This is a genomic window from Flavobacterium flavipigmentatum (genome assembly GCF_020911905.1).
In the GTDB taxonomy this organism is placed as follows: Bacteria; Bacteroidota; Bacteroidia; order Flavobacteriales; family Flavobacteriaceae; genus Flavobacterium; species Flavobacterium flavipigmentatum.
Genome location: NZ_CP087133.1, coordinates 21,683 through 35,471, shown reverse-complemented (window position 1 = coordinate 35,471; position 13,789 = coordinate 21,683). Strand labels below are relative to the sequence as shown.

The window sequence follows — 13,789 nt, the reverse complement described above, 5'->3', positions numbered from 1 at the left end:
AAATATAAAGTTATGATTACATCAGTAGAAGAAATGATTGAACAGTATGTTTCCGCGTGGAATGAAAATAATCTGGAAGCCTATACTAGAGAGTTTAGTAAATGCTGGGCAGAAGATGCTGTTTATGTTGATCCGTTTTCGGAAAATATAGGGGTTAGCGGAATATCTAATTTTGCACAAAAATCATTCGAAATTATTCCTAGCAGGAAATTTAAAGTTTTAGAAAAACCGGACTATCATCACAAATTTGGCAGATATGCTTGGGAAGTTCAATTTTCTGGAGAAACCAATGTTGGTTTTGATTATTTTGAATTCGATGGCGATTTCAAAATTACTCGTTTAGTTAGTTTTTTTAAGTTACCATCTGATTATCCTTTAGAAAAACTGTAATAAATTATTTCAAAAAGGGCTCATTTGCTTTAAACCATTAAAAAAGAGTCCTTACATTAGCTTAATAAAATAATATGATGTACGGACTTTTTTTAAAAAATATAGCAAAACATATTCAATTAAACCCTTTTGAAGAAAAGCAATTGAAAGAGAAATTGCACTTTAAGACCATTTCTAAGAATGAAATACTTTTAAAAGCGGGAGATTATTGTAAGAGCATCTATTTTGTAAACAAAGGATGCTTGCGTATTTATCAAAACCATCAAAATGGAGAGGAAACTAATATCCTCTTTTGCCCTGAAAATTGGTGGTCGTGTGATATTATTAGTTTTTCAACTGGTAGCACTGCTTCTTATTCTATAGATGCGCTTGAAAATGGAGAGGTTATTTATATTGAACATCATGATTTAGAAAATCTTTATATTGAGATTCCTAAATTGGAGCGCTTTTTTAGAATCTTATTTCAAAACGGATTTGCTTTGTATCAAAATAGATTAACGCTTGCACTTTCTATGTCTGCGGAACTTCGTTATAGTCTTTTTCAAAAGCAATATCCAATGCTGATGAATCGAATTTCTCAAAAACATATTGCATCTTATTTAGGGATTACAGCTGTTTTTTTAAGTATAATAAAAAAAAGACATGTTTCCTCATAAATATAAAGTAACGCTGTTTACTGACTTTACTTTGTGAAAGATACTCAAAAGCTTCTTAGAGCGCATGACTTTTTTTTCGTTTATTACTAAAACATGATATAGTTATTTTTGAAGATGAAAACTTAAACATCTATTATCTAATTAATGCTCTATTTATGCGAAAATTGCGTTAGGGATGGTAGCGGCATCCTTTTGCTTTTTTCTTTTAAAAAGCAAAAGATATAGCGAACAGCCCGACCCAAAGGGAAACGCACAAATAATTCCTATTCTTAGTATACCCAAAACTTACTTAGCAAAGGATATAGCTAAAATTCTGAACCTAAGGGAAACAAACTAATTATCTTGCTACTTGAATTTCTTTTATTGATTTGTATTTAAGTAGTTAATTTTGAGCGATTTAAAGGGGATGTGATTTTTTTAATAAAAAAAAGCGCTCGATAAATCGAACGCTTTTAAGTATAAAATATTTTTTTAATTTTTCTCTATCCATTTTCTTGCATTGACAAAAGCTTCGTGCCAAGGAGAAACCTCATCATTTCTGTCTTTTGGATAGTAGGCCCAGTTCCATTGGAAAGTTGAACGCTCAATATGAGGCATCATTACCAAATGTCTTCCTGTTTTATCACATAGCATTGCTGTGTTATAATCAGATCCGTTAGGATTGGCAGGATAGCCTTCGTACGCATATTTAGAAACAATGTTGTAGTTTTCTTCAGCCAAAGGTAAATTGAATTTTCCTTCTCCGTGAGAAACCCAAACACCTAAAGTGCTTCCAGCCAAACTAGACAACATAACTGAGTTGTTTTTCTGAACTGTTACAGAAGTAAAAATACTTTCGTGTTTCTGGCTTTCGTTATGCAGCATTTTTCCGTGAACTTCATGTTCTGGATTGATAACTTCTAATTCCATAAACAATTGGCATCCATTACAGATTCCAACAGATAAAGTGTCTTCTCTTTTGAAGAAATTGTCTAAAGCTGTTTTTGCTTTTTCATTATATAAAAATGCTCCAGCCCAACCTTTAGCAGATCCTAAAACATCTGAATTTGAGAATCCACCAACTGCGCCAATAAACTGAATGTCTTCTAGTGTTTCACGGCCAGAAATCAAATCAGTCATGTGAACGTCTTTTACATCAAAACCAGCTAAGTACATAGCGTTTGCCATTTCACGCTCAGAATTGCTTCCTTTTTCACGAATAATAGCTGCTTTTGGTCTTGGTTTCGAAGCGTCAATTACTGGTTTTTTTCCTGTAAAGTGGCTTGGGAAAGTATAATTTAAAACCTGATTTTTATAATTTTCAAAACGTGCCTGAGCTCTTCCGTTTTTAGATTGTTTTTGATCTAATAAATAAGAGGTTTCAAACCAGATATCTCTGTACTTCGCAATATCCAAATTATAAATTCCAAATTCCAAACTTGGTGTGTTTTGAACCGAACCAATTTTGAAGAATTCGATATTGTTGGCGCTCAATTTAGCTTCAACAGTTGCATCAGATTTTGCCTGAAAAACGATTCCGATGTTTTCCGCGAAAAGAATTTTTAATACATCTTTTTCAGCAAAAGCACTAAAATCAATTTTTGCTCCCAAGTTCACATCAGCAAAACATATTTCTAAAAGAGTAGTAATTAAACCACCGCTTCCGATATCGTGACCCGCTAGAATTTGGCTTTCGCCGATTAATTCCTGAATGGTATTAAAAGCATTTTTGAAGAAAGAAGCATCCTTAATTGTAGAAGTGTCGTTTCCGATTGTGTTTCTGATTTGTGCAAAAGACGAACCTCCTAATTTGAAATCATCCTGAGACAAATTGATGTAATAAATAGAATCTCCGTTTTTCTGTAAAACAGGTTCTACTACTTTTCTAATATCGGTACAGTTTCCTCCCGCCGAAATAATAACCGTTCCCGGCGCAATTACTTCGTCGTTTGGATATTTTTGTTTCATCGAAAGTGAATCTTTTCCTGTCGGAATATTGATTCCCAATTCGATTGCAAATTCTGAACAACCTTCAACAGCAGCGTATAAACGAGCATCTTCACCTTCGTTTTTACAAGCCCACATCCAGTTGGCAGATAATGAAATTCCTTTTAAACCGCCTTTTATTGGCGCCCAAATAATGTTGGATAACGATTCTGCAATTGCATTTCTGCTTCCTGCAACCGGATCAATCAAAGCAGCAATAGGAGCGTGGCCAATAGAAGTCGCGATTCCTTCTTTACCTAAATAATCAAGAGCCATAACTCCCACATTATTCAATGGCAATTGCAATGGTCCTGCACATTGTTGTTTGGCAACTTTTCCTCCCACACAACGGTCAACTTTATTGGTTAACCAGTCTTTTGAAGCAACCGCTTCTAAACGTAAAACATCTTGTAAATAACTTTCGAAATCATTTGCTGAATATGAAACAGCAGCATATTTTCTATCAATAGTTTTATCTGTCATAACCGTTTTTGGAGAACTGCCGAAGAAATCTTCTAAAGCATAATCCATGGGTTTTGAACCATTTGATTTTGATTGAAAAGTAAAGCGGTGATCACCCGTTACATCTCCAACCTGATACATAGGAGAACGCTCTCTGTCGGCGATTCTTTGTAAAATGTCAATATCTTTTTGACCAATAACCAATCCCATTCTTTCTTGAGATTCATTACCGATAATTTCTTTTGCAGAAAGTGTTGGATCTCCAACAGGCAATTTGTCTAAATCGATTAATCCACCTGTTTCTTCCACTAATTCTGAAAGACAGTTTAAGTGTCCTCCAGCTCCGTGATCGTGAATAGAAACAATTGGGTTATGATCGCTTTCTACCAAACCACGAATGGCATTAGCAGCACGTTTTTGCATTTCTGGATTGGAACGCTGAATGGCGTTTAATTCGATTCCAGAACCAAAAGCTCCTGTGTCTGCAGAAGAAACCGCAGCACCGCCCATTCCGATTCTATAATTTTCTCCACCCAGAATGACAATTTTATCTCCTTTTTGTGGTTTCTTTTTAATAGCCTGATCTAGTTTTCCGTAACCAATTCCGCCCGCCTGCATGATTACTTTATCGTAACCAATTTTGCGGTCGTTTTCTGAATGTTCAAAGGTTAAAACAGAACCTGTAATCAGTGGCTGACCAAATTTATTTCCGAAATCTGATGCTCCGTTAGAAGCTTTGATTAAAATATCCATTGGAGTTTGGTACAACCATTTTCTTTCTTCAACCGCATTCTCCCATTTTCTTTCATCGTTCAAACGAGAATAGGAAGTCATGTAAACTGCAGTTCCTGCTAATGGCAATGAACCTTGTCCACCGGCTAAACGGTCACGAATTTCTCCTCCAGAACCTGTTGCGGCTCCGTTAAAAGGCTCAACTGTTGTTGGAAAATTGTGTGTTTCTGCTTTTAAAGATAAAACCGAATCAAATTCTTTTATTTCGTAATAATCAGGTTTGTCAGCTGATTTTGGTGCAAATTGCTGCACTTTTGGTCCTTTTACAAAAGCAACATTGTCTTTGTAAGCAGACACAATATCATTAGGGTTTTCCTGTGATGTTTTTTTGATTAATTTAAAAAGAGAAGTTTCTTTTTCTTCGCCATCAATTACAAAAGTTCCGTTGAAGATTTTGTGACGACAGTGTTCTGAATTGGCTTGTGAAAAAGCAAAGATTTCAGAATCGGTTAACTTTCTGCCCAGTTTTACAGAAAGGTTATCTAAATAATCAACTTCTTCCTGACTTAAAGCCAAACCTTCGGCCTTATTATAAGTGGCAATATCATCTATTTCCAGAATAGGCTCTGGTTGTACATTGATTGTAAAAATCTCCTGATCCAGTTGATTGAATTTTTGTAAAAGCATCGGATCAAAATCGGTAAAATCTTCTGTTGCCGGATGAAATTCTTCAATTCTGATAATGTCTGTAATACCCATGTTCTGAGTGATTTCTACAGCATTTGTACTCCAAGGTGTGATCATAGTGGCACGAGGACCAACAAAAAAATCCGACAGTGCGGATTTTTCGATCTTATTAGAGTTGGCAAAAAGCCAGTTGAGTTTTGAAATGTCTTGAGCCGAAATTTCGTTTTGCGTTTGTACGGCAAAAACAGTTTTGCTTTGGTTTTCAAAGAAATGGATCATTGTGATGTGTAGTTTGTTGTATTGAGGTGCAAATTTAGTCAATTAAGATCAAAAAAAAAAGCGACAATTTTTGTCGCTTTTAATTATTTTAAGTCTAGTTTTTATTAATTGACTAATAATTTTCTAGTAAGTGTTTTTGAATCTTTGGTTATTTTTAGGATATAGGTTCCTTTTGATAAATTTTGAAACTCAACAGTCTTATTATTAGTGTTTTGTTTTTCGAAAACTTTCTGCCCCAAAATAGAGTAAATAGCCACTGAAAATGATGCATCACCGTCTTGAAAATCAACAATAAAATGGTTATTCGCAGGATTTGGATGAATTGTAAAATTCTTTGAGTCAAAATCTTCTGTACTCAAAGTTTTCAATGTATGACTTCCTAATCCATCACATTTGTCTTTTGCATATACATCCCATTCTGCAGTTTTATTAAAGGTAGTATTTGGTGAAGAAATTGTTGCCTTTCTTCTTATTGTTTCATCTACAGAAAAATCAGCTGTATTTCCAAATGTCCCTATGACATCTATCAAAACATTCTCTTTAAATAATCCAATAGGATCATTTCCATTAAATTGAAGCTCGGCAGCACCACTTGATAAATTAGCATTTGCAGGATTAAAACAAGTTGTTAATCCCTGATTATAAGCAATAACATAAGATGCTCCATTAGCGATCGTGCCCGTTAATACCAATCCGGTTGCAGAAGTCCAGGCACCGGCTCCGTTGATCTGTTTTTTTATAGCATATTTAGTTAAATCAACTGTGCTTCCCGTAAAATTAGAAATTTCTAAAAATTTGTTATTACCACTACCTTCAACATATTCTGAGAAGAAAATTTCAGTGGCAATAGTGCCGCCTCCGGTAGCTGCAGAAGTGCTTCCATCGACTGAAGTACTTCCAACAGATAAATTATTCGAAGTATCCTTTGCAATTATATAAAAAGAATAAGTAGTTGATGGTGTTAAACCTGTTATGATTGCAGTTGTTCCAGTAGTATTTTGCTTAAAAACATTGTTTACATAAATTGCATAACTGGCAATTCCAACATTATCTGTTGATGCTGACCAGCTTAAACTTACTGTACTTGAAGTGCTTCCGGTTACAGCCAAGTTTGTTGGTGCGGAAGGAGTTTCAGTATCAGGAATAAAAATAGTCGTTGTGCCATTTACAGTATTACTCGCAGGTGATGAATTTACGGAGGCATCTTTTGCAATTATATAAAAAGAATAAGTAGTTGATGGTGTTAAACCTGTTATGATTGCAGTTGTACCAGTAGCATTTTGCTTAAAAACATTGTTTACATAAATAGCATAACTCGCAATTCCAACATTATCTGTTGATGCTGACCAGCTTAAACTTACTGTACTTGAAGTGCTTCCTGTAACAGCTAAATTTAACGGAGCACTTGGCGGTGTTGTATCATCTGCTTCGGTTGTCCAAACAGCAGCTACATATTCTGGATGATCGATATAAGGGTTGCGATTATTTTGACGTGCATAAATGGCATTATTTCGAGCAATTTCTCTTGCATTTACAGGGTCTTGATTGTGCCATGCGATTAAGACACTTAAAAAAGCCGGCGTAAACACTTTATTTGAAGTTCCATTGAACATTGGGTAATTGTATCCGGAAACTGTATTTTCGTATCGGGTAGCAAAGTAAAAATACATTCTGGCTATATCTCCTTTAAATTCATCTATTGGTTCAAAAACCAAACCGGTATATCCAGCTGTTGTACTTTCGCCACGCTTGCTACCATTTTGGCTTGTGTAAAGCGGTACCGATACATTGGAGTGAGGGAAGTTATTACGAATGTTGTTTACATATCCATCAGTAGGTGTGATAAAATGCGCATCAGAAACCATTGGTGCTTGCTCATTAAAAATAGACTGCGGAATAATATGCTCTCTGTTGTAGCAGTCTCCTTCATTTTTATAATTGCCACATCTTTGTGTGGTTGCAATACTGTAGGTGTAAGGATCTGTCGCCGTTGGATTTTCTGAATACATGTCTAATACCGAACCGTCATTTTCATAAAAATTATCAATATCAGATGTTGCATAAGTAGTATATAAACCAGCATAACCATTATCAGTATGTCCTTTTATGATATTATATAGTTGTGTTTTTAGGGTATAACCTGTTCCGGTTGCAGTGTCATAATAACCAGCCGGAATCTGGGCAATTACACCCGAAACAATAAAAAACAGTAAAAAAGAGTAAATTTTTTTCATATAATAAATTGGTTTAAGATCTGTAATTTGAAACATTCTGTAATTAAAAATCAAGATGATATAAAGAGAATGTTAATTTATAAGACGCGCCAAATCTACTGTTTTTCTGAAATAATTATGTTAAGTGTTGATTATTTTTTTGATATAATTTCTTGCTAAATGATTCTTAAAAAGATAAAAGCGACAAATTGCCGCTTTTATCTTTTTCTTACTAATTTTAATTAGTTTATAATAATTTTTTTTATGATTGTCTGCTGACCTTGAGAAATACTCATAATATATATTCCTTTTGGAATAGTATCTAAAGTAACGGTCGAAAGATTGCTGATTTCATTTTCAAATACTTTTTGTCCTAAAATAGAAAATATTGTGATTCTTGATACTTCATCTGAATTTTTCATTTGAATTGTAAAATGACCCTCTGAAGGATTTGGGTAAATGATGATTTCCTCCAATTGTGAAATGCTTTCTTCTTCAAGAGGTTGTGCCATTTTACTTGCCAGGTTATTGCAAGTGTCTGTGGTGTATGAGTCCCATTGTGAACTTAGATTGAAGGTGGTTGTAGGAGTCGTTACGGTCGATTTTCTTCTTAAGGTAACATCGGCAGCAAAATTAGCTGTTCCGCCATTAAAAGTTCCAATAATATCAATCAAGACGCCATTTTTGAAAAGTCCCACTGCATCATTTCCATTAAAAGTCAATTCGGTTGCCGTGGTCGAAATATTGGCAGCGCCAGTAGAAAAACAAGTAGACGAAATACTACTATTGACCACAACAAATTTGTTTCCGCTATTCAAAGTTCCTGATAAAGCTAAACCTGTACTCCATGAACCAGCACCATTGGTTTGTTTTTTTATGGTATAAGCAGCTAAACTAACAGCGTTTCCAGTATTATTAGCTATTTCTAATGCTTTGTTATTTCCAGAACCTTCAATATATTCAGAGAATAATAGATCGGTTGCAGCTCCGCCAGTTCCGTTGGCATTCGTTATTACTGAGATGGTGTTGCTTGTTGCAGATGTATTTCCGGCAGCATCTTTTGCTTTTACATAAATAGAATAACTTGTAGAAGCCGTTAAACCTGTAATAGTGGCTGTTAAACCTGTTACGGTTGTTTTTAAAGTATTATTTGCATAAACATTATAACCTGTAACTCCAATATTATCTGAAGAGGCATTCCAGGTAAGTGTAATTGAAGTGGCGGTTTTGGAAGTAGATGCAAGGCTTGCCGGAGCGGTTGGAGCCTGAGTGTCTCCAGAAGAAGTGCCTCCCCAAATTAGATTCACGTATTCCGGATGATCAATAAATGGATTTCTATTGTTCTGACGTGCGTATATAGCATTGTTCCTAACGATTTCGCGAGTACTCACGGGATCCTGAGCATGCCACGCCAATAATACATTTAGAAAAGCAGTTGTAAATACTTTATTGCTAGAACCGTCAAACATGGCATACGAATAACCCGAAACGGTATTTTCGTAACGAGTTGCAAAATAAAAATACATTCTGGCAATGTCACCTTTGAACGCATTTATTGGTTCAAAAACAGTTCCTGAATATCCAGAAACAGAGCTTGATCCCAATTTTCCTCCATTTTGAGAAGTATAAGTTGTTGAGCTAACAGTTCCATGCGGGTAGTTAGAACGTATTCCGTTTACTTTTCCATCTGTAGGGGTAATAAAATGCGCATCGGCTACCATAGGAGATTGTTCATTAAAAACAGATTGCGGAATAATGTGTTCTCTGTTATAACAATCGCCTTCTACAGAATAGCTGCCACATCTTTGCGTGCTTCCTGTACTATAATTGTATGGGTCTGTTCCAGAAGGATTTTCAGAATACATGTCTAAAACGGTTCCGTCATTTTCGTAAAAATTATCTACGTCAGAGGTTTGATAAGTGGTATACAAACCCGCATAACCATTATTGGTATGCCCTTTAATTATATTGTATAGCTGAGTTTTTAGAGTGTAACTGCTTCCAGTTGCTGTGCTGTAATATCCAGATGGAATTTGTGCAAAATTTGCTGAGAAAAAAAGTAATAATAAGAAGGAGTAAAGTTTTTTCATAAAAAGTAATTTAAAATTTGGTTGGTTGTGTAATAGAAAATAACTTTTTCAATAAATTGATTTTGAGTAAGTTATTTTTTTTAATGTACCAAATTTATTACTTTTAAGAATACGATGCGTTAAGAGATGTTTAAATTAAGGAATGTTTTCTTACTGTTGGATTTTGGTTGTCACGAAGACTTGAAGGCATTAGGTTTTTTTAGAACTAGAGATAAAATTATTTTGGAAAATCAGCACTTTGATACGCCCCTAAATCTGGTGGAGAAGTTCTTGTTTTTCCCAAAATATCGGTAGGAATTGCAAATGCCGGATTTCCTTTCGCGAAAGCGCTGGAATTTTTATCAATATTGAATTTATTTTGAGAAACTTTATAAAATTTAGGGTCTTGATTTAAAATTATCTGATTGTAATGAACCGGATCTGTAGCAAATTGATAATCAGGATTGGTGCCTGAACCACCAAACTTCAGCAAACAGTTATTCAGTTGATAAACAAAAGCGGCATTGGGATTTTTATCCAGATTGAATTCGTTCCAATTAGAGCCATAAATAATACAATTGTTAAAAGTCGCCTGTGTCAAAGCATTGTTTTCGGGCTTTGCACCTGCCAGACTGTTACTCAAATGCACGGCCACTTGTGTACTGCTTTGCCAATTATTATTGATTGTCGCGTGCGTAAAAACATAGTTTCCACCATAAACACAGGACAAACTAGCCAAACCACAATAATTAATCACGAGATTTTCGCTATTGAGCAGAGCATTTTTGGCTAAAATTCCATATTGAGAACAATTGTAAATTTGTGTGTTTTTTAATTGAAAAGTGGTGCCATCTTGTCCTTGAATAGATAAACCAATCGTTGCATTTTTTAACGTTAAATGATTGATAGAGTGATTACTGCTCGATGTGGCCAGTAAGATAGAACCCCATTGTCCTGGAACGTCAGCGTATTCAGGCTCTAAACGATCTCCTTCAAAAATAACTTCGTTCTCTAATTTATCAGTTGTAGAAATAGTTCCATTAACTTGAAGCGAAGCTTTGTTGTCAAGAAAAAGTCCGGAATTAGCATGAAAATGAACTCTTGCACCAGCTTCAAACGTTATGGTTTTATTTTCAGGAACGCCCGCATAGCCATAGATTACGTATGGTTTTTGATTGGTAAAAAGTAATTCATTACCATTTACAGCATCATTTTCATCCAAATAAAATCCGTCAACAGATTTTCCTTCTATTTGAATTTTTTCTTTACTTCCATCAGGATTTTGCTTCGGATAAAGAAAAACTGCATCCTGAATTAAGGTAACCAAAGCGACTTCTTGCAAATTAAGGCCGCTATCAAACTGAATTTCATCAGTATACAAAAAATCTGTAGGATTGGCATCCGTGATATCTGCTGTGGTTTCTATAAAAATATATAGGCTGTCTTTGGCCAGAAGTGTTACATCTTTAAAAATTTTACCATTATCACCATTCATACCGTCAACCGTCATGCGATATTTAGAATTTAATCCTTTTTTTAGCTGAATCGACGGAATCGAAATATCATTTTTACTCCGATTAAAAACTTTAAGCTGGTAAGTGCTTGAACCAATATTTTTAAAAACAGTATCCAGATAAACCGTATCTTTTGAAAACTTTAAATCGCCGGAACTCGCAACAGTATCAAAGTCAGTGCGACAAGAAGTGCTGATTAAAAGTAAACCGAAAATAAAAAGTACAATATAATGTCGCATTTGAATAAGTTTTTCTACAGATTTAAAAGGATTAAAATGATTTTTCACTTTTGTGAATGCATTTAAACTCCATAAATCAGTCTAAATCTGCGGCAAAAAATAGTTTTCAGCCAAGGATTGATATTGATTGTTTTTGTAAAAATAATAAAAAACGGACAGGTTTATAAATGATTTTTAATATTAGAAATGTATTTTCTAATTTGTATCTTATCTTTTCTTTAATTTTACGATTTTAAAGCCAATTTAAATGAATTTTACAAAAGAACAAATTTTAGCCTATTGCAATGAGTTTTCAAAGAATACGCTCATGGAAACTCTTAAAATTGAATATATCGATGCAGGAGAAGGTTTTTTGGTGGCCAAAATGCCTGTAAATTCAGGAGTTCATCAACCAATGGGATTACTTCACGGAGGTGCTTCTGTAGCGTTGGCTGAAAGTGTTGGTAGCGCCGCATCACAGTTTTTTATTAACCCGAAAGAGCAGGAAGTGCGAGGTATTGAGATTTCTGCCAACCACTTAAAAAGTATTCGTGAAGGCATTGTTTTTGGGACCGCCAGAATCATCCATAAAGGAAAAAGTATTCATCTCTGGGAAATTAAAATTACAGATGAAGCTGGAAACTTAATTTCGCTTTGCAAACTAACAAATATGATTTTAGAAAAAAAGAAAACCGAATAGAAACTATGAATGACTTTTTTTCTACCATAAGAAAACATCAGGAGCAAAAATTGCCTTTTGTAATTTATTCGAAACCTAATTCTTCGAGTATTTATGCGCTTTTGCAACAAGATGATACTTTGTATAAAGTTTCTGATTACAGCGAAAAAGGTTTTGTATTTGCTTCTTTTGATGAAAAACAACTGATTTTAATTCCTGAAAAAGAATCGAAAATTATAAGTGCTGAACAAACGGAAATTGATTTTAATTTCAGTGAAGTTGATGATGTAGCTTTTGATGCTGAAGCAAAAAAGCAGTACGAAGGTTTGATTGAAAATGGAATTCAGTCCATTAAAAAAGATGAGTTTAAAAAAGTTGTTTTATCAAGATGTGAAAAAATTGATTTAACCAATTTTGATTTTGCTATCACTTTTCAACGTTTGATTCATTTGTATCCTTCTACTTTTACCTACTGTTTTTTTCATCCCGCAATAGGACTTTGGCTAGGAGCAACGCCGGAACAATTATTAAAAGCCAATGGAAAGGCTTTTGAAACAACAGCTTTGGCAGGAACTCAAAAAGCAGAATTGGAAGCTGAAATTTCATGGCAGCAAAAAGAAAAAGACGAACAGCAGTATGTTACTGACTTTATTGTAAAAAGATTACGAGAAGTGGCTTCATCGGTCGAAATTACAGAGCCGTACAGCATAAAAGCAGGATCGATCTGGCACATTAAAACTGATATTTCGGGTATTTTAAACGAAAGTTCAACCTTAGAAGAAGTCATTGATACATTGCATCCAACGCCAGCCGTTTGCGGTTTGCCTAAGAAAAAAGCAAAAGCATTTATAATCGAAAATGAAAATTATGACAGGACTTTTTATACTGGTTTTTTGGGAGAATTAAACAGCAGTTTTGCCAATAAAACGACCAGCACTGATTTATTTGTAAATTTACGTTGCATGCAAATCAAAGAAATGTCTGCTCTTTTATATATGGGATGTGGCATTACCAAAGAAAGTGTTCCTGAAAAAGAGTGGGAGGAAAGTGTCAATAAATCGATGACGATGAAGAGAGTTTTAAATATTAAAAAAATATAGTTATTAGAAAAAAATCAGGTTTCAGCTTAACATACGGAATGTAAAACCTTACACCTGAAAAAAACAAAAAGTAAAATGAAGTTAGACATATTAGCTTTTGGAGCACATCCCGATGATGTCGAGTTGGGTTGTGCAGGAACGATTTTAAAAGAAGTATCACTAGGTAAAAAAGTAGGTATTGTCGATTTGACACGCGGTGAGTTAGGAACCCGCGGAACGGCCGAAACTCGTGATGTAGAGGCAGCCGATGCTGCAAAAATATTAGGGGTTTTGGTACGTGAAAATCTGGCTATGCGAGATGGATTTTTTGTAAACGATGAGAAACATCAGTTGGAAGTGATTAAAATGATTCGAAAGTATCAACCTGAAATAGTATTGTGTAACGCTGTTGACGACCGTCATATCGATCATGGAAAAGGCAGTAAACTAGTCTCTGACGCTTGCTTTTTATCTGGATTAATGAAAATTGAAACCACTATTGACGGACAAAAGCAAGAGGCTTGGCGACCAAAAGTAGTGTATCATTATATGCAATGGAAGAATCTTGAGCCCGATTTTGTTGTTGACATTACCGGTTTTGTAGAGAAAAAAGTAGCCGCTATTTTGGCATATAAAACTCAGTTTTATGATCCAGACTCCAAAGAACCTGACACACCCATAACCAGTAAAAATTTCTTGGAAAGCCTAAATTATCGTGCGCAGGACTTAGGAAGGCTCGTTGGGGTAGATTATGCGGAAGGTTTTACTGTAGAAAGGTGTTTGGCAGTCAATAGCTTAGGGAATTTGATGTAATTTTTTTAATTTTTTCTTTGTAGAAGTAAACCT

At 34.8% G+C, this 13,789-nt stretch carries 9 protein-coding genes; 5 read left to right on the top strand and 4 right to left on the bottom strand.

Translation table 11 applies throughout. The features are described from left to right. Window positions 1-12 precede the first annotated feature (12 nt). Window positions 13-390: a nuclear transport factor 2 family protein gene (locus LNP22_RS00150; RefSeq protein ID WP_229974781.1), complete on the top strand. Its 378-nt coding sequence runs from the start codon at window positions 13-15 to the stop codon at window positions 388-390. Window positions 391-467: 77 nt separating this feature from the next. Continuing rightward, window positions 468-1,046, top strand: a complete 579-nt coding sequence (locus LNP22_RS00145) for a Crp/Fnr family transcriptional regulator (protein ID WP_229974780.1) — start codon at window positions 468-470, stop codon at window positions 1,044-1,046. 471 nt (window positions 1,047-1,517) lie between these two features. Here the strand turns inward: LNP22_RS00145 and purL are convergent, their stop codons facing one another. The 4 genes from purL to LNP22_RS00125 all read right to left on the bottom strand — a co-directional run bounded on the left by purL (window position 1,518) and on the right by LNP22_RS00125 (window position 11,206). Continuing rightward, on the bottom strand, window positions 1,518-5,171 hold the full coding sequence (gene purL / locus LNP22_RS00140; RefSeq protein ID WP_229974779.1) for a phosphoribosylformylglycinamidine synthase: 3,654 nt from the start codon (window positions 5,169-5,171) through the stop codon (window positions 1,518-1,520). A 104-nt stretch (window positions 5,172-5,275) separates the two neighbouring features. After that, window positions 5,276-7,405 (bottom strand): endonuclease, encoded by a 2,130-nt coding sequence (locus LNP22_RS00135; RefSeq protein ID WP_229974778.1) that lies wholly within the window; start codon window positions 7,403-7,405, stop codon window positions 5,276-5,278. Window positions 7,406-7,626: 221 nt separating this feature from the next. Further along, window positions 7,627-9,474, bottom strand: coding sequence for an endonuclease (locus LNP22_RS00130; RefSeq protein ID WP_229974777.1), 1,848 nt, complete (start codon window positions 9,472-9,474; stop codon window positions 7,627-7,629). Between the two features lie 217 nt (window positions 9,475-9,691). Further along, entirely contained in the window at window positions 9,692-11,206 is a 1,515-nt protein-coding gene (locus LNP22_RS00125; protein WP_229974776.1) for a hypothetical protein, read from the bottom strand. Between the two features lie 247 nt (window positions 11,207-11,453). On the opposite strand from LNP22_RS00125, the gene LNP22_RS00120 reads away from it, so the two are divergent. The 3 genes from LNP22_RS00120 to bshB1 all read left to right on the top strand — a co-directional run bounded on the left by LNP22_RS00120 (window position 11,454) and on the right by bshB1 (window position 13,756). Next, window positions 11,454-11,885 carry a PaaI family thioesterase gene (locus LNP22_RS00120; RefSeq protein WP_229974775.1) on the top strand — a complete coding sequence of 144 codons (432 nt, stop codon included), beginning with the start codon at window positions 11,454-11,456 and terminating at the stop codon, window positions 11,883-11,885. A 5-nt stretch (window positions 11,886-11,890) separates the two neighbouring features. Beyond that, window positions 11,891-12,964, top strand: coding sequence for a chorismate-binding protein (locus LNP22_RS00115; RefSeq protein ID WP_229974774.1), 1,074 nt, complete (start codon window positions 11,891-11,893; stop codon window positions 12,962-12,964). 75 nt (window positions 12,965-13,039) lie between these two features. Continuing rightward, window positions 13,040-13,756, top strand: a complete 717-nt coding sequence (gene bshB1, locus LNP22_RS00110) for a bacillithiol biosynthesis deacetylase BshB1 (protein ID WP_229974773.1) — start codon at window positions 13,040-13,042, stop codon at window positions 13,754-13,756. Window positions 13,757-13,789 lie beyond the last annotated feature (33 nt).